The following is a 20210-nucleotide window of genomic DNA, read 5'->3' as shown; positions in this document are numbered from 1 at the left end:
CCCGGTCATCTCCGTGCGTGCGGGAAAGGACTTAGCGCAATAGCGGAGATGCGGCGGGAAAAAGACGGATAAACCATGGGCTCATGAAGAACAGGATTCCGATCGAAGTATGGGTCCCCGACCTGACGTTTCCCGGCTGGATGGATCGGTGGTATCAGCAGGCCGCCGATTTCGAGAGACTGCACCCCGAGTACCAGGTGGTGGTGCACGGCAAGGATTTCTGGCAGCTTCCCAGGCAGGTCGCGGAGGCCGCCGCGGAAGGCCACGTCCCGGCTCTGTCGGAGTACTACTTCTACATGACGCAGGTGGCGCGCGACTCGCGCCGGCAGGACGGCCGCCCGCTGTTCACCTCGGTGGAGAAGGCCGTCGGCGGGCGCACCGAGGTGCTGGGCGAGCCGGTCGTGCTCGGCGACATCATCCCTCCGCTGCGCGACTACTACACCCTCGACGGCGACCTGACGTGCATGCCGACCGTGGGCACCACGAGCCTGCTGTACGGCAACACCGACCTGCTGCGGCGCGCGGGCGTGGAGAGCATGCCGCGCACCTGGCAGGAGGTGGAGGAGGTGTGCGCCAGGGTGGCGGCGCTGCGTGACGGCCCCTCCCACGCCATCACGTGGTCCAACCACGGCACGTTCATCCAGCAGGCGCTGGCCACGCAGGGCGGCCTGCTCGTGAACAGGCACAACGGCCGGATGGGGCGGGCCACGATCGCCGACCTGGCCTCGCCGGAGATGCTGCGCTGGGTGGAGTGGTGGCGCGGGCTGCACAGGAACGGCCACTACCACTACACCGGCAAGATCCCCGACTGGGCGGGCACGCTGAAGACCTTCGCCGACCAGGACGTGGCGATCAGGATCTCCTCCTCCAACGACGTCAACTACATGTTCAGGGCCGCGGAGGACAACGGCTTCGACATCGAGGTGGGCATCTTCCCCTACGACGAGAGCGTGCCGTACGTCGGCAACGCCATCGCCGGCACCGCGCTCTGGATGGCCGAGGGGCTGGACGAAGCGACGCAGGAGGGCGCGCTGGCGTTCCTCATGTACCTGCACAGCCCGCGCAGGGCGGCCGAGCGCCACAAGGCCAACAGCTTCCTGCCGCTCACCCACTCCGCGCACGACCTGCTGGAGGAGGAGGGCTGGTACGCCGCCAACCCGCACCACCGGCTGGCCTACGACCACGTCATGCGCTTCCCGACGGGCCAGCGCGGCGTCCCGGCCTCCGAGGGCGGGCTGTTCGGCGACTTCGCCGGTAACCAGGACGTGATGACCAGGGCGATCGGCGACGTGCTCAACGGCGCCGACCCGGCCGAGCGCATGGCGTTCGCCACCGTGGAGGCGCAGGAGCTCCTCGACGCCTACAACACCTACGCGCTGTCGTCCGGGTTCCGCGACCCGCGGAACAGCCCGCCGACCAGCCTCAGCGTGGAGGCCTTCAAAGAGATGCGGGCCGGTCGCGACTACTCGGCCGCCGACATGGAGGCCGTGGTCAAGCTCCACCGCTGACACCCGCCGGAGCAGCGCGAAGGGGGCCGCGGACCTGATGAAGGTCCGCGGCCCCCTTGTCGATGCGGCTGCAGGCGCGGCCTGGTCAGCGGTGCATCGCGGTGAGCTTCTCCAGGGTGGGCACGATGTCGGCGGGGCCCGGCCGGTCCAGCCACTCCTGGTGCACGGCGGCGGCGCCGTCGCGGTAGCGGGGGTCCTCCAGCGCCGCGACGATCGCGGCCCTGATCTCCTCGACCGACTGCTTCTGGTGGTCGAGGCGGAGCCCGCCGTTGCGCGACTCCAGGTAGCCGATCGCCAACTTGGACAGGATGTTCCGCTCGGCCATCTTGCTGTTCTCTCCTTCGACCACGATGACGCGCTGCGGCTCGTCCGTGTCTCCGACGAGCTGCGGCACCCCGGCGGCGACCGAGGCCCAGAACGTGCCGCTGGAGCCGTGGTTGATGCTGGCCGAGCAGGTCGGCAGCAGCTGCAGCAGCGGGACGTAGTCCACGGTGCGGACGTTGGAGGGGATCGAGGAGATGCCTTCGAGCTGGTCGGCGTTGAGCGTGGCGACCAGCTCGACATCCAGGTCGGCGACCGCCTCGAAGACCTTCGGCGCGCGCCACTCGCCCTTGTGGTACGTCCTGGTGGACAGCCCGACCGACAGGGCCAGGCGCGGGCGGCGCGGCTTGTCGTACAGCCAGGAGGGCTTGACGCCGCCGCCGTTGTACGGGCTCCAGCGCACGGGCACCGCGGCCAGGTCGCGCGACAGGCGCATCTCGCGCGGCATCGGGTCGATGGTGAACTGGCCGACCAGCAGCTCGCTGTCCACTTCGACGCCGTAGTGCTCGGCCAGCGGGCGTACCGCCCGCGCCAGCGGGTCCACGGGCGGCGTGGCCTGCCTGGCGTACAGCTCGACGGCCCAGCCGCTGTAGTCGGGCGCCATCAGGATGCGGCCGTGTGCGGCGCCTGCCACCCTGGCCGCCACGGCGCCGGCGGGGAACCACGGGTCCCACAGCACCAAGTCCGGCCGCCACATGCGGGCGAACTCGACCAGCGCCTTGTTCTGCGCGCTCGGCACGGGCGGGAGCTGGAACCTGACCCCCATGAGGTAGTACTGGAAGAACACGTCCCAGGTGTCGCGCTCGTCCTGCGTCACCTGCAGGGCCGTGGCCAGGCGCTCCATCTCCTCCGGGTCGGGCGGCAGGTCGTCGCGGACCCACCCGCCGGTGTCGGGCTCGCCGCACGTGACGGCCGTCAGGCCCGCCGCCACGATGTCGTCGGCCGCGCCGGGCGGGCAGGCCACGACGACCTCGTGCCCGGCGAGCTGCAGCGCCTGCGCGTACGGCACGGCGGGGTAGAGGTGGCACGTCTGAGGCCACACAGTGAGCATGATTCGCATCTAGCGCTCCCTCGCGAACTCCTCGATGGAGTGAAACTCCCCTAACCAGCATCAATCGCCGGAATTGGCAATGCATCTCCTGACGTGCCGGTTTCCGGCAATGCAGGAGATGCGGGACGGCGGCGGAACGCGTTGTCCTTTTGTTCATCCACGCCATTTCTCCGAGGGAGAGTCTCATGTGTTTTTCCGCCGACAATTCGAGGACGGGCTGACATGGCGGGCGCACGCGCGGTCGTGACCGGCGGCTCCGGCTTCATCGGCAGGCATCTGGTGCGGGCGCTGCTCGCCCGCGGCGACGAGGTGACGGTCTTCGACCGCGAGCCTGACCCGCTGGTGCGCACGGTCACCGGCGACATCCGCGACGAGGCGCGGCTGGCCGAGGCCATCGGCCTGGGGACGGACGTCGTCTACCACCTGGCCGCCGAGGTCGGGGTGGACCGCTACCTGGCCCGCCCCCTCGATGTGATCGACGTCAACTTCCAGGGCACCAGGAACGTGCTGGAGCGGGCCGTCGCGGCCGGCGCGCGCGTGGTGGTCGCCAGCACCAGCGAGGTGTTCGGCAAGAACCCCGCCGTGCCGTGGGCGGAGGACGCCGACCGGGTGCTCGGCTCCACCGCCGCCGACCGCTGGACCTACTCCTCGGCCAAGGCGATGTCCGAGCACCTCACGCTGGCGTTCTGCCGGCAACACGGGCTGGACGCGGCGATCGTGCGCTACTTCAACGCCTACGGCCCCGGCCAGCGGCCCGCCTTCGTCGTCAGCCGCACCGTGCACCGGGCGCTCAACGGGCAGCCGCTCGCGGTCTACGACGGCGGCGGGCAGACCCGGTGCTTCACGTACGTGGCGGACGCGGTGGCCGGCACGCTGCTGGTCGCCGACAGGGGCGGCGCCGGCGAGGTGTTCAACCTGGGCAGCATGACCGAGAGCACCGTGCGCGAGGCGATCACCACGGTCGCGGCGCTGACCGGGGCCAGGACCGTCGAGGTGGACGCGCGCGCCGCCCTGGGGCCCGCCTACGAGGACGTGCCACGGCGCGTGCCCGACAGCACCAAGGCGCGCAGGCTGCTGGGGTGGGAGGCGACGACCCCGCTGGCCGAGGGCATCGCGCGGACCATTGAGTGGGCCAGGGCGAACCCGTCGTGGCTGGCCGTCCCCGACTCCGGCGTCCCCGTGGCCGCCGCGAGCTGACCGCATGACGCCGACCGCATGACAGAGCCTCCGCACCTGGACGGTGCGGAGGCTCTTCATGCGTCTAGGACACCGCTGCGGCAACCGGGGCGGTCAGGCGCACGGGAAGCGCCCGGTGCCCGTTCATGATGAACGTCGGCAGCGGCGCCAGGTCCTGCTTGTCCACTGCCAGGCTGAGCTCGGGGAACCGCTCGAACAGCGACGACAGCCCGATCGTGGCGACCGCCCTGGCGATGGAGACGCCGAGGCAGTAGTGCGGGCCGTACCCGAACGACAGGTGCTCCTTGTTCGGCCGGGTGATGTCGAAGGTGCCCGCGTCCGCGCCGTGCAGGGCCGGGTCGCGGCCCACCGCGGCGTAGTTGATCAGGATCGGGTCGCCCTGGGGGATGGTGGCGCCGTCGAGGTGGATGTCCGTGACGGCGTACCGCAGCGGCAGGTGCGCCAGCGGTGACTCCACCCGCAGGACCTCGTCGATCACGTCGTCCCAGGTGGACTGGCCCGACTTGACCAGGTCGAGCTGCTCGGGGTTGGAGAGCAGCGCGGTGATCGCGTTGTCGAAGAAGTTGATCGTGGTCTCCGAGCCCGCGCCGAGGATCGCGAAGATCGTGTCGGTGAGCTCGACCTCCGACAGCCGCGAGCCGTCGGTGTCGCGCGCGGTCACCAGGTCGGTGGTGATGTCCTCGCCCGGGTTCTGCCGCTTCTCCGCGATCAGCTCGGCCATGGCGCCGCGCCAGCCGGACAGGATCGCCTGCGCCTGCTCCGGCGTGACCGTGGTGTCCACCATCATGTCGATGACCTTGGCGGTGGCCGCCCGGGCCTCCTCCGACATGCCGATCAGGTCCGCGACCAGCATGGCCGGCAGCGGATAGGCGAACCGCTCCCGCAGGTCGACCACCTCGCCGGGCTCCGTCGCCGCCAGCGCGTCCAGGAGCCCGTTCGTCAGCGCCGTGATGCGCGGCTTGATCGCCTCGGTCCTGCGCGGCGTGAAGGCCTTGCCGACCAGCCGGCGCAGCCGGACGTGGTTATTGCCGTACGCGGTGACCATGTTGTCCATGGCGATCCAGCTGATCATCTCCCAGTCGGGCGGGATCTCGCCGTTGATGAACGCGGGCCAGTGGTTGCGCGCGCTCTTGGTGACGTTGGGCTCGGCGAGCAGCTGCCTGACCGCCTCGTGGGTGTTGACCGACCAGGCGAGCACCCCACCGGGGAGCTCCACCTGGACGGCGTGGCCCTGAGAGCGCAGGAAGTCGGTTTCCGCATGGATGTCACGGCCGGTGGTGTCGAGAACGGGGCAGCGTCTTTCCACGGTGGTCTCCCATAGAACTCAGCGATTTGGACGGTGTCAGGTTTTGGCCGACGCGGGCTCCTCGGCGGCGTCGGCGGAAGGCTCCTCGGGCGCCGCCTCCATGGCCTGCGCGGAAGCCGGCGGCACCTTCCTGAGCGTGATCAGCGCGACGGCGGCCAGGCACAGGGCCAGCACCGCGCTGACGCCGGTGGCGGCGTTGACCGCCGTGGTGAAGGCCTCGCGCCCGGCGGCGAGCAGCTCGGCGGCCACGGGCGCGGCCACCTGCTGGGCCGCGTTGATCGCGCCCGTGATGCCCTCGCTCGCGGTGTCCGCGAGGGCGGGCGGTACGGACGGGGGCAGCGTGCCGGCGATCTGCACGCTGTAGACGGCGGTGCCGACGCTGCCCAGCGCGGCCACGCCGAGCGCGATGCCCAGCTCGCCGCCGGTCTCGGAGACCGCGGAGGCCGAGCCCGCCCGCTCGGGCGGGACGGAGCCGAAGATCAACGCGTTGCCGAGCGCGCCCATCGGCCCCGCGCCGATCGAGCCGATGATCAGGCCGGTCAGCACGATGCCCACGCCGGAGGTGACGTCGATCTGGCTCAGCACGAAATAGCCGGTCGCCACGACGACCAGGCCCGCCGTGATGACGTACCCGGGGCGCACCTTGCGCGCGATCACGGGGGCCAGCAGCACGCTGGCGATGGTGGCCGCGGTCGAGGGCAACACCCACAGGCCCGTCTGCAGCGGCGACAGGCCGACCACGGTCTGCAGGAACATGCTGACCAGGAAGAAGCTGCCGTTGACGATGCCGCCGAGAACCATGATCGACACCGCGGCCCGGAAGACCGGCAGCTTGAACAGCTTCAGGTCCAGCAGCGGCGAGTCCAGCCTGCGCTGCCGCCGCACGAACGCCAGGGCGAAGGCGAGGCCCACCACGATGGCGACGGCGTACCAGAGCTGCCAGCCGTGCTTGGCCAGCTCCTTCAGCCCGTAGACGAAGGGCAGGATGGCCGCCAGCGACAGCGCGACGCTGGGCAGGTCGAGCCGGCCGCCCTCGGGGTCGCGGTGCTCGGGCAGCAGCGCGGGCCCGGTCGCGAGCAGCAGCACCATGACCGGCACGGCCAGCAGGAACACCGAGCCCCACCAGAAGTTCTCCAGCATCACGCCGCCGACCACGGGGCCGAGCGCGACGCCGCCCATGAAGCAGGCCATCCAGACCGAGATGGCGGTGCCCATCTGCGCGGGGTCCTTGAAGATGGTGGCGATCAGCGACATCGTCGACGGCATGATCGTCGAGCCGGCGACGCCGAGCAGCGCGCGTGAGACGATGAGCATCTCGGCGCTGGAGGAGTAGGCGGCCAGCACCGACGCGGCGGTGAAGGCGGCTGCGCCGATGAGCAGCAGCTTGCGCCGCCCGATCAGGTCACCGAGCCGGCCCATGGTGACCAGGAGGCCGCCGATGACGAAGCCGTAGATGTCGGTGATCCAGAGCTGCTGGGTCAGCGAGGCCCCCAGATCCGAGCTGAGGTGGGGGAGCGCCAGGTAGAGCACGCTCATGTCGATCGAGAGCAGCAGTGTCGGCAGAGCCAGGATGGCCAGCGCCAGCCACTCGCGGGTGCCGGCCTTCGTTGGTGCGTTCACGTCCATCTAGATCCCTTCCTCAGTTGGTCAGCGCGCCCGTGGGCGCCTGCTCGGCCGGCTCCAGTGGTACCGGAGGCTTGCGGGATCTGCTCCAGTACTTCATGGCCGGGCGCTCCACCAGTGTGTAGAGCAGCCAGCCTGTCACGACGGTGACGCCGGCGAGCCCGATCACGAGTAGCGTGCCGCCCACGGGCCCGTACTCGGCCTTGCCGAGCACCGCCTCGCGCAGCCAGTAGAGGACGATGGACTGTGTCAGGTAGAAGCCGAAGGAGATCTGTCCCAGCCAGACCATCGGCCTGGTGCCGAAGAACGTCTTCCTGCCCTTCAGGTTGGCCTGGGCGAAGGTGCCGATGGCCAGCGCGAAGGGGATGGTGGTCACCAGGGAGACGCTGTAGGGCGAGGGGACGTACAGCGTGGCCGCGTACGCGATCACCATCAGCGCCATCACGGGGAGCACCCCGATGCGCGGCCACCTGCCCGCGGCGACGATCCTGGCCAGGATCATGCCGAGCACGAACTCGAACAGCCGCACGGGCGGGAACAGGTAGATGAACCAGAACTGCGGCAGCGACAGCGCCTCGCCCGGGTACTTGGGCGCGTCGGGCAGCAGCGTCAGCGTGACCAGGCACATGAGGGCCATGCCGGCGAAGGCCAGCCCCGCCCACAGCCACAGCCGGTTGTCGGCGATCTTCCTGATCGGGATGATCAGCGCGGGGAAGAGCAGGTAGAACAGCATCTCCGCGCTCAGCGACCAGGCCGGCATGTTCGCGCCGCCCCAGATGGCGTTGTCGTTGACGAAGACGTTGAGCAGCAGCAGGTTCGGCAGGCCCCACAGAAGCGTGTACGAGCCGGCGAACAGCAGCATGGCAAGCGCCCACGTCACCACGTGGTTCGGCATGATCTTCACGACGCGGCGCCGGTAGTAGGCGCGGATCCGGTCACCCGGCTTGGCCGCCCACGTGATCACGAAGCCGCTCAGGATGAAGAAGAACGACACTCCGATGGTACCGCCGGGATATAGCAGCCATATCAGCTTCTGGGTGATGCCGTCGTCCGCGTATGGGGTGGCCATATTCTGGTTCCCCTGCGTGAAGGGGAAGATGACGTGACTCAGGAAGACCAGTAACGCGGCGATGATGCGCATTCCCGTTAGTGCGGGCAGATCTCCGCGCACGGCAGGGGGTGTGGAGGTCACGATGGGCTCCTTTCTCTCAGAATGCCCTGCTCCATCTTTTGTGCGGCCATCTGCCCGCCGCATCTCGCCACGTGCGGACTTCGAATGAGCAGGCCGCCGGATCAGAGGGGAACGGAGGTGGTGAGCCCGCCGTCCACCCGGAGTTCCTGGCCGGTGATGTACGACGAGCGCGGCGAGAGCAGGAACGCCGCCGCGTCCGCCACGTCCTCGGCGGTGCCGAGCCGCCCGAGCGCCACCTGCGCCCGGCAGGCCTCCTGCGCCTCGGGGGTTTGGGCGATGCCCTCGAACATCTCGGTGACGATGTAGCCGGGGCTGATGGCGTTGATCCGGATGCCGCTGGGCGCCAGGTCGGCCGCCAGCGTCCGGATCAGGTTGATCACGCCGGCCTTGCTGGCCGCGTACACCGAGGTGAAGGCCAGCCCGCGGTGGGTCAGCCAGGAGCCGTTGACGACGACGGAGCCGCCGCCGGTCATCAGCCGCACCGCCTGCTGGATGGTGAAGTAGACGCCCTTGAGGTTGGTGGCGACGATGTCGTCGAAGGCCTCCTCGGTGACGTCGCCGCTGCGCGAGAAGCCGGCCACGCCCGCGTTGGCGAACACGCCGTCGAGCCTGCCGAAGCCCTCCTCGACGCGCGAGACCAGCGCGCCGACCTCGGCCGGGCGCGACACGTCGGTGGGCACGGCGAGCACGCGGTCGCCCGCGTCGAGCTCGCGCACAGCCTTGTCCAGGCGCTCGGGGCTGCGTCCCGCGAGCACGACCCGCGCGCCCTCGGAAAGGAGCCGCTGTGCGGTGGCCAGCCCCATGCCGCTGCCGCCGCCGGTGATGAGAACCGCTTTGTCGGAAAACTCGTTCATGGGATCAGAATCACATGCCGCCCCGCGCGGAATTTCTGAAGAATTGCGCTGTCGCGCGCGGCCAGCAATTCAGAAGATGTTACGCATCTTCTCCGATGTGACCCTGTGGTGAACGCTAAAGCGCGCAGGAGGCGATCCAATGGGTGATGAGTCAAAGACCCGTGCGGTGGTGCTCGGCGGCAGTCTCGCGGGGCTCTTCGCCGCCAGAGTGCTCTCCGACGCCTACGACGAGGTGGTCGTCGTCGACCGAGACGAGCTGATCGGTGTGGAAGGCCCGCGGCGCGGATGCCCGCAGAGCCGGCACATCAACGGCCTGCTGGCCCGCGGCCAGCAGGTCATGGAGGAACTGTACCCGGGGATCACCGAGGGACTGTTCGCCGACGGCGTGCCGACCGGCGACCTGGCCGGTGACGTCCGCTGGTACTTCAACGGCAAGCCGCTCCAGCGCCACCACGCAGGCCTGGTGTGCGTGGCGGCCAGCCGCCCCAAGCTGGAACACCACATCAGAGAGAGAACCAGGGTCCTGCCGGGCGTGGTCTTCGCCGAACGCCACGACATCCTCGGCCTGGAGTTCACCGCTGACGGGAGCCGGGTCATCGGCGCCAAGGTGCAGCCGCTCGACGGCGAGGGCGGTGCGCACGTCATCGACGCCGACCTGGTGGTCGACGCCACGGGACGCGGCTCCCGCACGCCGATCTGGCTGGAGGCCCAAGGCTATCCGCGGGTCGAGGAGGAGCGGAAGAAGATCGGCCTGGGGTACGTCACGCAGCACTACAGGCTGACCGCCGACCCCTACCACGGCGACCTGTCGATCAACCCGGTCGCCAACAAGGACCTGCCGCGCGGCGCCATCTTCACCAAGACCGACGGCGACCGCGTCGAGCTGACCACCTACGGCATCCTCGGCGACCATCCGCCCACCGATCAGGAAGGGCTGTACGCGTGGCTGAAGTCGCTCGCCGTCCCTGACATCTACGAGGCGGTCCAGCACGCGGTGCCGTTGGACGAGCCTGTCGCCTTCCGCTTCCCGACGACGCTGCGGCGACGTTACGAGAAGCTGACACGCTTCCCCGACGGCCTGCTGGTGACCGGCGACGCGTTGGCCTGCTTCAACCCGGTCTACGCGCAGGGCATGACCGTGGCCGCGCTCGCCGCGCTGGTCATCCGCCAGCACCTGCACACCGGCGCGCTGCCGGACCCCTTCCAGTATTTCGGCGATCTGGCGCGCAACGTCATCGGCCCGCCGTGGGAGATGACGCACACGGTCGACATGGGCTTCCCGGGCGTGGAGGGCGAGCGCAGCGCCAAGGTCCGCATGGCCCAGACCTTCCTCGGTCTCGTGCAGCAGGCGGCCACCAAGGACCCCGAGGTGGCCGCGGCCTACATGCGCGGCGCGGGGCTCGTCGACGGGCCGGAGGCGCTCATGCGGCCGCCCATGCTCGCCCGCATCCTGTGGAACGCGCTGCCATGGGTCGGCACGCCCGCGCAGTCGCCGCGGCGCGCCGCCCAGTCCAAGGCCCTGGCGAGGAGTGAGAAATAGTGAACGTCACAGAGCTGTTTCCGCTCTCGTGGAACCAGGGGTTCCTGCGCGCCTTTGACTCGGGCGACGAGGCGGGTCCGTTCGGTCCCCGCTACATCATCGTCTGCGGCTGGCGCCTGGCCGGGCCCGTCGACCCCGCCGTGCTGCAGGAGGCGCTGGACGAGGTGGTGGCGCGGCACGAGGCGCTGCGCACCGAGATCTTCCGGAGCGGCGACGGCCACCAGGTCGTCCATCCGCCGAGCCGGGTCCGGCTGACCGTGCACGAGCTGCCGGGCGATGACCGGGACAGGCGCGCGGAGCAGCTGCTCACGGACGCGGAGGCGGAGCCGTTCCCCATCAAGGAGCTGCCGCTGATCCGCGCGGTGCTCGGCCGCTTCGACGACGACGACGCGGTCCTGGGACTGATCGCCCACCACACCGCCGTCGACGAGTGGTCGATGCAGCTGCTCATGCGGGATCTCGCGTACGGGTACGCCGTGCGCACCGGGCACCGGCCCTCGCCCCTGCCGGAGGTGCCGCAGTACCGCGACTACGTGGACTGGGAACGCGCGGGCGCCGGCCAGGACGACGGCGAGCGGTCGCTGGCATATTGGCGTGACAACCTGCGTGGCGCGGGGATGCTCGGCACCAGGACCGATCACCTGCGATCCGCGGGCCTGCCCAAGACCACGGCGTGGCAGCGGTTCACCTTCCCCAAGGCGGTGACCGAGGCCGTCAAGGACATCGTGAAGGAGACGCGGAGCTCGCCCTTCATGGTGCTGCTGGCCGCGTACACGGTCTATGTGGGCCGGCGTGAGGGGACCGGCGACGTCGTCGTGCCGAGCTTCTCCTCGGGTCGCGGGCCGGCCCGATTCCACGACACCATCGGGTCGTTCTTCAACTTCCTGCCCTTCCGCGTGAATCTGGAGGCCTGCCGTTCCTTCAGAGACGTGATCGTGTCCACGCGGCAGGCCTGCGTCGGGGCCTACGCGCACGACCTGCCGTTCGGGCAGATCCTCGGCGTGGCGCCGGAGCTGATGACCCCTGTGATGCGTGACGACGCCGGCGTGGTCGCCTTCCAGGTCTTCAAGTCACCGCTCGGCGGCGACCGCGGGAGCGCGGGCGCGTTCGAGTACTCGGTGATCCGCAGGAGGCAGGTGTCCCAGTGGGACGGTGGCGACGTGCCTGACGGCGCCATGTGGCACCTGGAGATCGACTCCAGCGGGGACATAGTGGGCTCGTTCGCCTTCAACACCAACCTGTACGGCCAGCAGACGGTCGACGGGATGGTCGAGGACTTCGGCGAGCTGTTGAAGCGGCTGACCGCGGACCTCCACGGCCCGCTGGAGCTCTGAGGCTCACCCCAGGCGGTCCAGCCAGCGGAAAAGTCGGGGAACACCTGTCTGGCCGCCTGGTCGGTGAGCATTCCGTGGCCCTCTCCCGCCGGTTCCACCCACTCGGAGTCCGGGTGCAGGCGCGGGAGATGGGCCCGGACGGCGTCCACGGGGATGCGGGGGTCCCTGTCGCCGTGCGCCACGAAGAGCGGAACCGCCGCGAGCGTGTCATCGGGGGCGAACCTCGCCGTCCTCATGAATGCCTTGACGGGGGCGTGTTCGGCCTCGTGCAGGTCCGCCGAGCGCAGGAACGAGCACAGCAGGAAGGCGCCGCACACTTCAGGGGCCGCCGGCGCGAGACGTGAGGCCAGATGGCCACCGTAGCCGAGCCCGCCGGTCACCACGGGACCCACGGTGGTCTCGCGCAGCACCATCACCGCGTCGTCCACGTCGTCGGCGCCGTACCGCTCGGGCAGCGGCGCGGACACCGCGGGGTCGATGAGCCTGCTGCCGCGCAGGTTGGGCCGCACCACGCGCCGGCCCGCCCGAGGTCCAGCCGAGCGCGAGCTCCTCGGGGGAGCGACACGGACGTCGGGGCTTGTTCCATGGCGGCCCGCCCCGTTGACGTCCCGTTCTGTTGTCCCGGCCGCCCGGGGACGACGCCGGTCAGTACGACTTCGTCATGAGCACGTCGAACTCCTCGGCGCTCTCGTCGACCTCACCCAGGTCCCAGGTGATCTCCATGTGCGTCCACTTCCTCTCGGCCGTTGATCCATCGTCGGCCGAAAGCAGAGGCCGGCACATTTTGACGTTGCCCGGCTGGATCAGTCGCGGAAGTAGGCGGCCAGGGGCGGCGCCAGCGCCTCAGGGGCGATGTCGTGGCCGTGGCCGTCCAGCACGGTGAACTCCGCGTTGGGCACCGCCTGCGCCACCGCCTTGCCCGCCGACTGCATCCAGGCGCCGCTGTTGCCGCCGGCCAGGGCCAGGGTCGGCGCCTCGACCTTCTCCAGGTCCTCGACCGGCAGCCGGTTGCCCGGCCCGCACACCGCCGCCTCGTACACCAGCGTGTGCGCCACCGCCTTCATCCCCTCCCAGTACGGGGACTCCCGCATCGGCCCGACCATCTCGGCGGGCACCTCGGCCGCCTCGACCATGAACCGCTCGACGACCTCGCCCCGCTTGCCCTCCGCCACCAGCGTGGCCAGCTGCTCGCGGAAGTCCTCGGCGATCGGCGCCCTGCTGTCGTCGATGATGAACGGCGGCTCATACACCGCCAGCTTGGTGATCGGCAGCCCCGCCGCGGCCGCCCGCAGCGCCAGCGCCCCGCCCGACGACCCCCCGAACACCGCCGCCGAGCCCCCGGCCGCCTCGATCACCGCGGCCAGGTCTTCGATCTCGCGCTCCACCTCGTACGACTCGCTGTCGCCGCTGTCGCCGCGCCCGCGCCGGTCGTAGTTGTAGACCGTGAACTCCTCCGACAGCGCGGCTGCCAGCCCTGCCCAGATCGGGTGCGTCCGATCGCTGAATCCGCCCTGGACCAGCACCACCGCCGGACCGGATCCTGACTTGTCGTAGGCAACGGTGGTACCGTCTGCCGACGTCACATGCATGTGAGTCTCTCCGCTCTTCTGTTGACTGAAGGCGTGCCGCCTGGGCACAGGTCCATCCAAGATGCCGCAAGATCGGTCGCCGGTCTTCTCCGAGAGTGCTTTCCGAGGGGTGCGCGTGTCGCACGGCAGAAGACGCCGCGGGCGCCGCGCCGGCCTCCACTTCCCAGAACTTGCCAGAAACCCGGCATCTTCAAAGTCGCTGCGGATATTTTTCGTGACCTGCGAACGGTGCGCAACTCAGGAGGTGAAGCACGGGAGATGGCCACGCGACCATACGAAAGGCATCGACAATCCGGAGGCTTTGGTCATGGCTGTGGCTGTCCAGAACGACGAAGTGACGATCGAGGTTCCGACCCATGAGGATTGGGAGGACATTTATGCGATGTTCTCCGGGGGCATCAACATCGACGGCGACCCGCAGAGCCTTGAGGCAGAGCGCCCGCTCTTCGAGCCGAGCCGCTCGCTGATCGTACGCGCCGGCGGCCGCGTCGTCGGCACGCTCGGCGCGAACACCCGCCAGATCGCCGTCCCAGGCGCGGTAGTGCCCGCCGCGCACGGCTGCAGGGGCGCGGTGTCGGCCACCATGCGACGCCAGGGCATCCTCACGCGCCTGATGCGCAAGCACTTCGAGGACGCGCGGGCGCTCGGCGAGGCCATCACGCTCTGCTGGGCCAGCGAGGGCCGCATCTACCACCGCTTCGGCTATGGCCTGTCGGTGCGCAGGCTCGGGCTCAACGTCAACGCCCGCGAGGTCACCGTGCCGAAGGGCGAGGAGCCCGGCAGGATCGTCGAGGGGACGGTCGCCGACCTGCGCGACGCGCTGGTCAAGGTCTACGACCAGGTGTACGCCGACCGCCCCGGCTGGTCAGAGCGCACCGCCGCTCACTGGGACTACCGGCTGGCCGACACGATGGCGATGCGCCAGGGCGCCTCCGCGCTGCGCGTCGCGGTCCACGAGGGCGATGACGGCATCGACGGCTACGCCTTGTGGCGGGTCAGGGGCAACTGGACCGCCAACGGCCCCATCAGCGACGTCGTCGTGATCGAGCAGGTCTCGACCACCCCTGAGGCGTACCGTGCGCTGTGGCGATTCCTGCTGTCCGTCGACCTCACTCGCTCGGCCTCGACCTGGGCGGTCAGCGTCGACGAGCCTCTGTTCTACTGGGTCGGCGAGCCGCGCCAGCTCGACGCGCACCTGTGTGACGCGCTGTGGATCCGCGTCGTGGACGTGCCCAAGGCGCTCGCCGCCAGGAGGTACGCGACGCCGATCGACGTCGTGATCGAGGTCACCGACGACTTCATGCCGGAGAACTCGGGCACCTGGCGGCTGACCGGCTCCCCGGAGGGGGCCACCTGCACGCCCACCTCTGAGCAGCCCGAGCTGTGGTTCGACGTCCGCGCGCTGGGGGCGGCCTACATGGGAGGCACCTCGCTGTCGGCGCTGGTCGAGGCGGGCCTGGTCAAGGAGGTACGGCACGGGGCGCTCGCCGCGGCCTCGACGGCGTTCAGATGGCACAAGTCGCCCTACGCCTTCGAACTCTTCTGACCACCGGCACCCAGAGCGTGAACCTGCACGCGCTGTACGGCAGGGGTCCATCGCACATTGGGGATCGATTCTGTGGAAGAAAGTTGACGGGATCCCGTCCGATCAGCTGATCGGACGGGATTTCGCGTTTCCGGTTGATGCCCGGCCACCAGCACCTTCCTGCCAGCGGCAGCCATGGGCGGCGGCCCCGGGCAGCCGTAGGCTCGCGCCATGCCTTACAACGAGCTGCTGTCACGCCACGTCAGAACGCCCGACCGTGTCATCCGCTACGGACCCCACCCCGAACAGGTCATCGACGTCCTGAAGGGAGGGGAACGCGGGGTCGTCATCCTCGTGCACGGCGGGTTCTGGCGAGCCGAGTACGACCGGCTCCACACGCGCCCCATGGCCGACGCCTTGGCCGCCGACGGCTACACCGTCTGCTCTCCCGAGTACCGCCGGATCGGACACGAAGGCGGCGGCTATCCCGGCACGTTCGACGACATCACCGCCGCCATCGCCACGATCCTGGCCGAGGTGCCCGCCCGCGGCCCCGTCGTCGTGGCCGGCCACTCGGCCGGTGGGCACCTCGCGCTCTGGCATGGCTGCTCGGGCGGGAAGATCAGCGGCGTCGTGGCCTTGGCCGCCCTGTCGGACGTGGGCCGGACGGTGGCCGACGGCCTCGGCGGGGGAGCGGGTACCGCGCTGGTCGGCGGCCGTACCGGCCTGTTACGCCATGTCGACACCATGCGACTTCCGTGGCGGAACGAGGGCGGGCTGGTGCTGGTGCACGGCGCCAAGGACCGCGTCGTACCCGTCGAGATGAGCCGCCACTACGCCGCGCGAAATCCCGCCGCCAGGCTGGTCGAACTGCCTGACGTCGGCCACTTCAAACTCATCGACCCGCTCTCCCGCGCCTGGCCCGTGGTCTCGGCCGCCATCGGCGAGCACGTCCGCCCGGAACGCATCAGTCTTTAGGCACAGCGGGTTCAAGGCCGCGGTCGGCATCTCGGCAGGCCCTCGCGTCCACCCCCGATCCCGCATTCGGCGATAAATTGGCACGAACCTGTCAGCGAGCCCCATCTTCCTGCCCGCTCTACACCTCCCTTCGCCACCGACCGCCAGGCACCGTGAGAAGCGAAGGAGGTGCCCATGAATTCCCTGAACATCGCGGAGCGGTTCCTCGACGGCAACGACGGTGACAGGACCGCGCTCATCACCCCATCGGGCCGGCTCAGCTACGCGGAGCTGCGGTCGCTGGCCGCCAGGACCGGCAACGCGCTGCGCGCCCTGGGGGTTCGCCGCGGCGACCGCGTGCTGATCTGTCTCAGCGACGGCCCGGAGTTCGTCGCCACGTGGTACGGCGCACAACTCATCGGCGCGGTCACCGCCGAGATCTACACCTATCTCCAGCCCAAGGACTACCGCTACTTCCTCGACTACGCCGAGCCCCGTGTCGTCGTCACGGACGCCGCCGCGCTCGACGGGCTGCGCGCGGCCGGGGCGCGCGGCCTCCTGGTGGACGGCGTGGCGGAACACGAACTCCTGCCCGGCGAGCGGCACTTCGGCTCGATGGTGGGCGCGCAGGACGACCTGCTGGACCCGGTCCCTGTGGCGCCTGACGACGTGGCCCTGTGGAAGTTCACCACGGGCAGCACAGGCGCGCCACGTGCGTGCGTACTGCCCGCCAGGAGCCCGCACGTGAGCTTCGAGGGGTACGGCAGGGGAGTGCTCGGCCTGCGCCGGGACGACGTGGTGCTGCCGGTGCCGAAGCTGTTCTTCGGCTACGCGCGTGACCTGGCGGCGCTGTTCCCCTTCGGCGTGGGTGCGGCGGGGATCGTCTTTCCCGAGCGGAGCACGGCAGGGCGGATCTTCGAGCTGATCGCCGAGCACCGGCCCACGATCCTGGTCAACGTGCCCACCATGATGAGCGCCATGCTGGCCCACCCGGACGCGGCACGCCAGGACCTCAGCTGCGTGCGCATGTGCGTCTCGGCGGGCGAGGCTCTTCCGCTCGAGCTGCACCGCAGGTGGCTGGAGACCTTCGGCGTCGAGGTGGCCGACGGGCTGGGCTCCTCCGAGGCGTACCACATCTTTCTGTCCAACCGCCCGGGCAGCAGCCGTGCCGGCAGCCTCGGCACCGCGGTGCCCGGCTACCGTCTGCGGGTCGTGGACGAGCATGGCGGGCCGGTGCCGGATGGGGAGGTGGGCCGCCTGGAGATCACGGGTGAGACGGTGGCGCTGGAGTATTGGCAGGACCCGGTCAAGTCGGCGGCCACGTTCGTGGCCCCGCAGACCGTGCGCTCAGGCGACCTGGTGAGCAGGGACGCCGACGGTTTCTTTGTCTATCACGGCCGCGTTGACGACCTGCTGAAGGTGGGTGGCGTGTGGGTGGCGCCCGCCGAGATCGAGAACTGCCTGCGCGGCCATCCGGCGGTGGCCGACTGCGCGGTGGTGGGCTACCGCGCGGATGGGCTCGTCCTGCCCCGTGCCTACGTGGTGGCCGGGGCACCACTGACGGCGCAGGAGGTGAAGGACTACGTGCGGGCGCGGCTGGCGCCGCACAAGTATCCGAGGGATGTGATGTTCGTGGACGCGTTGCCGCAGACCGCCTCCGGCAAGGTGGACAGGCGAGTCCTGGAGGCGACGGCATGAACGACGCCGCGCTGGCCCAGGAAACACGCCTGACCTACGCCTCCTACCTCGAGCTCGGCCGGTTGCTCGACATCCAGCGGCCGCGCTCGCGCGCGCACGACGAGATGATGTTCATCGTCGTGCACCAGGTCTACGAACTGTGGTTCAAGCTGCTGCTGCACGAGCTGACCTGCCTGCAGGAGCGCCTCGAGGCCGACGACAGCGACCCCGCGCTGCACACGCTGCGTCGTTGCGTGGCCGTGCTTCAGGTGGCCGTCGACCAGATAGACGTCCTGGACACGCTGACGCCCGCGCAGTTCGCCGGTTTCCGCGACTGCCTGGGCTCCGCGAGCGGCTCGCAGTCCGCGCAGTTCCGCGAGCTGGAGGCAGTGCTGGGAGCGCGTGACCGCATCGTGCTCGAGCACTACGAGGAGGGCAGCGCCGAACGGCTGCGCATCGAGGCCGCCATGAACAGGCCGTCCCTGCTCGACTCGTTCCTCTCCTACGTGTCGCTGCAGGGCTACCCCGTTCCCGCCGAGGTGCTGCGCAGGAATCCCGCCCTGCCCTTCGAGGCCACCCAGCCGCTGCGTGAGGTGCTCGCGCAGGTCAACCACGACGACATGGTGGCTGCCCAGGTCGCGCAGGGCCTGCTCGACCTGGACCAGCTGCTGCAGGAATGGCGCTACCGGCACAGCAAGATGGTGCAGCGCATGATCGGGGCCAGGCGCGGCACCGGCGGTACCTCCGGCGCCGACCACCTGCGCGCCACCTGGGCCAGACCGGCCTTCCCCGTGTTGTGGGAGGTGCGTGGCGCATGACGGGCGACCTGGCCGCGTATCTCGCGCCGCACTACACGATGTTCCGCGTCTCAGAGCGCCTGCTGCTCACCGGCCATTCGCACCAGGCCTGGCCAGACGTCGCGCTCGACGGTCAGCTGGAGGCGTTCCATGACGCCGCGCTCGGCGTGGACGCCAAGTGGGCTCGGGCCATGGACAAGGCGGAGGAGGTGCGGGCAGGCTTCCGGCGCGTGCTCGACGACCCCGCCGCCGAGCTGGCCCTGGGCTCCAGCACCCACGAGCTGGTGATCCGCTTCCTGTCCTCGCTGCCGCTCGGCGACCGGCCCAGGCTGGTGACCTCCGACGGCGAGTTCCACACGCTGCGCCGCCAGCTCAGCCGGCTGGCGGAGGAAGGGCTGGAGGTGGTGCGCGTGCCCGCGGAGCCCGTCGGCTCCCTGTCCGTACGGCTGGCGGAGGCGGTCGACGACAGGACCGCCGCCGTGCTGGTCTCCGCGGTGATGTACGAGACCGCCACGATCGTGCCGGAGCTCGGAACGCTGGCGGACGCGTGTGACCGCAGGGGCGCGCAGCTGCTCGTCGACGCCTACCACGCGCTCGGCGTCGTCCCCTTCTCCGCCGCGGCGATCCCCTCCGCGTGGGTCGTCGGCGGCGGGTACAAGTACCTCCAGCTCGGCGAGGGAAACTGCTTCCTGCGGGTCCCGCCGCACGCCGCGCGGTTCCGCCCGGTGATCACCGGCTGGTTCGCCGAGTTCGCCGACCTGGCCGCGGAGGCGGGGCCGGACACGGTGGCCTATCCGCCGGGTGCGCAGGCCTTCTCCGGGGCCACCTACGACCCGACCAGCCACTACCGCGCGGCACGCGTGTTCGGCTTCTTCGCCGAGCACGGCCTGACGCCCGACCTGCTGCGCCTGGTCTCCCAGCGCCAGCTCGCCAGGCTGACCGCGCGTTTCGACGCCATGGACACCGGCGGACTGATCAGCAGGGACACCGGCACGCCGCTGGCGGGCGTCGCGGGTTTCCTCGCGCTTCGATCACCGCACGCGGCGCGGCTGAGTGATGGGCTGACCGCGCGGGGCGTGCTTGCCGACAGCCGCGGCCACATGCTGCGGCTCGGCCCCGCGCCGTACCTGTCGGACGATCAGCTCGACGCCGCGATGGACGCGCTGGAGGCCGAGCTGGCCGCCATGCGCGCGAACCGGCCCATCGCCCGGATCAGCGGTGCGGCCTGAGCGGGGCCACCTTCTCCAGATCGGCGGCCGAGTAGTCGCGGCCCGCCGAGGCCGCGCTGAACGACTCCACGCCCAGACTGTGGTCGGGGCTGCCGCCCGGGTCGCGGAAGCCCGTGCCGATCGCGTACGCGTTGTACTCGTCCAGCAGCTTCTGCGCCTCGGCGGTCGCCTCGGTGAAGCGCGCCACCGGATCGGCGCCGCGCGCCGGCACGTCTTCCATGGCGCGCGTCATGACGTCCTGGTCGCCGGCGGAGTCGCCGAACAACGCGCCCTGCGACACCGGAATCGGGCCGCCGCCGGGCAAGGCCCGGCTGGGTAGCTGTTGACGTGCTCGTAGGCGACCCGGTGGTAGGGATGCCGGTCGAACCAGCCCTCATCGAAACTCCTTGAAGGCTGGAGACCCCGGGCTTTAGCCCAAGGCCGTGAAGTTAAGGCCTCAGGGCTGGTGGCAAGGGACGGTCTCGATCTGATGGACCGCCGGACATGGGAAGCGGAGCCCCGATAGAACGG

At 70.1% G+C, this 20210-nt stretch carries 17 protein-coding genes; 9 read left to right on the top strand and 8 right to left on the bottom strand.

All coding sequences use genetic code 11. From position 1 onward, the window contains the following. Positions 1-83 precede the first annotated feature (83 nt). Complete coding sequence (locus AB0H21_RS28995) at positions 84-1508, top strand: extracellular solute-binding protein (protein WP_358522669.1); 1425 nt, start codon at positions 84-86, stop codon at positions 1506-1508. An 85-nt stretch (positions 1509-1593) separates the two neighbouring features. Here the strand turns inward: AB0H21_RS28995 and AB0H21_RS28990 are convergent, their stop codons facing one another. Continuing rightward, entirely contained in the window at positions 1594-2889 is a 1296-nt protein-coding gene (locus AB0H21_RS28990; protein ID WP_358522666.1) for a glycosyltransferase, read from the bottom strand. Between the two features lie 213 nt (positions 2890-3102). On the opposite strand from AB0H21_RS28990, the gene AB0H21_RS28985 reads away from it, so the two are divergent. Next, positions 3103-4077 (top strand): NAD-dependent epimerase/dehydratase family protein, encoded by a 975-nt coding sequence (locus AB0H21_RS28985; protein ID WP_358522663.1) that lies wholly within the window; start codon positions 3103-3105, stop codon positions 4075-4077. A 64-nt stretch (positions 4078-4141) separates the two neighbouring features. Here the strand turns inward: AB0H21_RS28985 and AB0H21_RS28980 are convergent, their stop codons facing one another. The 4 genes from AB0H21_RS28980 to AB0H21_RS28965 all read right to left on the bottom strand — a co-directional run bounded on the left by AB0H21_RS28980 (position 4142) and on the right by AB0H21_RS28965 (position 9052). Next, complete coding sequence (locus tag AB0H21_RS28980) at positions 4142-5383, bottom strand: cytochrome P450 (protein WP_358522661.1); 1242 nt, start codon at positions 5381-5383, stop codon at positions 4142-4144. 36 nt (positions 5384-5419) lie between these two features. Continuing rightward, positions 5420-7009: an MFS transporter gene (locus AB0H21_RS28975; protein WP_358522658.1), complete on the bottom strand. Its 1590-nt coding sequence runs from the start codon at positions 7007-7009 to the stop codon at positions 5420-5422. Between the two features lie 13 nt (positions 7010-7022). Beyond that, the gene (locus tag AB0H21_RS28970) at positions 7023-8198 is read right to left on the bottom strand and encodes an acyltransferase (protein ID WP_358522656.1); all 1176 of its coding nucleotides are present in this window, start codon (positions 8196-8198) and stop codon (positions 7023-7025) included. Positions 8199-8299: 101 nt separating this feature from the next. Next, on the bottom strand, positions 8300-9052 hold the full coding sequence (locus AB0H21_RS28965) for an SDR family oxidoreductase (protein ID WP_358522654.1): 753 nt from the start codon (positions 9050-9052) through the stop codon (positions 8300-8302). Between the two features lie 139 nt (positions 9053-9191). Between AB0H21_RS28965 and AB0H21_RS28960 the strand changes: the two genes are divergently transcribed. Together AB0H21_RS28960 and AB0H21_RS28955 are read left to right on the top strand one after the other, a co-directional pair. After that, positions 9192-10592, top strand: coding sequence for an FAD-binding monooxygenase (locus tag AB0H21_RS28960; RefSeq protein ID WP_358522651.1), 1401 nt, complete (start codon positions 9192-9194; stop codon positions 10590-10592). Next, positions 10592-11926, top strand: coding sequence for a condensation domain-containing protein (locus AB0H21_RS28955; protein WP_358522649.1), 1335 nt, complete (start codon positions 10592-10594; stop codon positions 11924-11926). Before AB0H21_RS28960 ends, AB0H21_RS28955 begins: the two co-directional genes overlap by 1 nt. A 645-nt stretch (positions 11927-12571) precedes the next feature. Here the strand turns inward: AB0H21_RS28955 and AB0H21_RS28950 are convergent. Both AB0H21_RS28950 and AB0H21_RS28945 read right to left on the bottom strand, forming a co-directional pair. Then, on the bottom strand, positions 12572-12709 hold the full coding sequence (locus AB0H21_RS28950) for a hypothetical protein (RefSeq protein ID WP_358522647.1): 138 nt from the start codon (positions 12707-12709) through the stop codon (positions 12572-12574). A gap of 20 nt (positions 12710-12729) precedes the next feature. Continuing rightward, entirely contained in the window at positions 12730-13515 is a 786-nt protein-coding gene (locus AB0H21_RS28945; protein WP_358522645.1) for an alpha/beta fold hydrolase, read from the bottom strand. 307 nt (positions 13516-13822) lie between these two features. Here AB0H21_RS28945 and AB0H21_RS28940 point away from each other — a divergent pair, with 307 nt between their 5' ends. The 5 genes from AB0H21_RS28940 to AB0H21_RS28920 all read left to right on the top strand — a co-directional run bounded on the left by AB0H21_RS28940 (position 13823) and on the right by AB0H21_RS28920 (position 19700). Continuing rightward, positions 13823-15061, top strand: a complete 1239-nt coding sequence (locus tag AB0H21_RS28940; RefSeq protein ID WP_358522642.1) for a GNAT family N-acetyltransferase — start codon at positions 13823-13825, stop codon at positions 15059-15061. 210 nt (positions 15062-15271) lie between these two features. Beyond that, positions 15272-16018 carry an alpha/beta hydrolase gene (locus AB0H21_RS28935; protein ID WP_358522640.1) on the top strand — a complete coding sequence of 249 codons (747 nt, stop codon included), beginning with the start codon at positions 15272-15274 and terminating at the stop codon, positions 16016-16018. Positions 16019-16192: 174 nt separating this feature from the next. Then, positions 16193-17695 carry a benzoate-CoA ligase family protein gene (locus tag AB0H21_RS28930; protein WP_358522637.1) on the top strand — a complete coding sequence of 501 codons (1503 nt, stop codon included), beginning with the start codon at positions 16193-16195 and terminating at the stop codon, positions 17693-17695. Further along, positions 17692-18492, top strand: coding sequence for a tryptophan 2,3-dioxygenase family protein (locus AB0H21_RS28925; RefSeq protein ID WP_358522635.1), 801 nt, complete (start codon positions 17692-17694; stop codon positions 18490-18492). The genes AB0H21_RS28930 and AB0H21_RS28925 overlap by 4 nt, the downstream gene beginning before the upstream one ends. Next, a complete protein-coding gene (locus AB0H21_RS28920) occupies positions 18489-19700 on the top strand; it encodes an aminotransferase class V-fold PLP-dependent enzyme (protein WP_358522633.1) in 1212 nt (403 codons plus the stop codon). Before AB0H21_RS28925 ends, AB0H21_RS28920 begins: the two co-directional genes overlap by 4 nt. Here the strand turns inward: AB0H21_RS28920 and AB0H21_RS28915 are convergent. Beyond that, positions 19684-20004, bottom strand: coding sequence for a hypothetical protein (locus AB0H21_RS28915; RefSeq protein WP_358522630.1), 321 nt, complete (start codon positions 20002-20004; stop codon positions 19684-19686). The genes AB0H21_RS28920 and AB0H21_RS28915 overlap by 17 nt on opposite strands. Positions 20005-20210: the final 206 nt, after the last annotated feature.

Source organism: Sphaerisporangium sp. NPDC051011 (genome assembly GCF_040653595.1).
GTDB lineage: Bacteria > Actinomycetota > Actinomycetes > Streptosporangiales > Streptosporangiaceae > Sphaerisporangium.
Note: the sequence above shows the minus strand (reverse complement) of the source record. Positions and strands in the feature narration are given on the sequence as shown.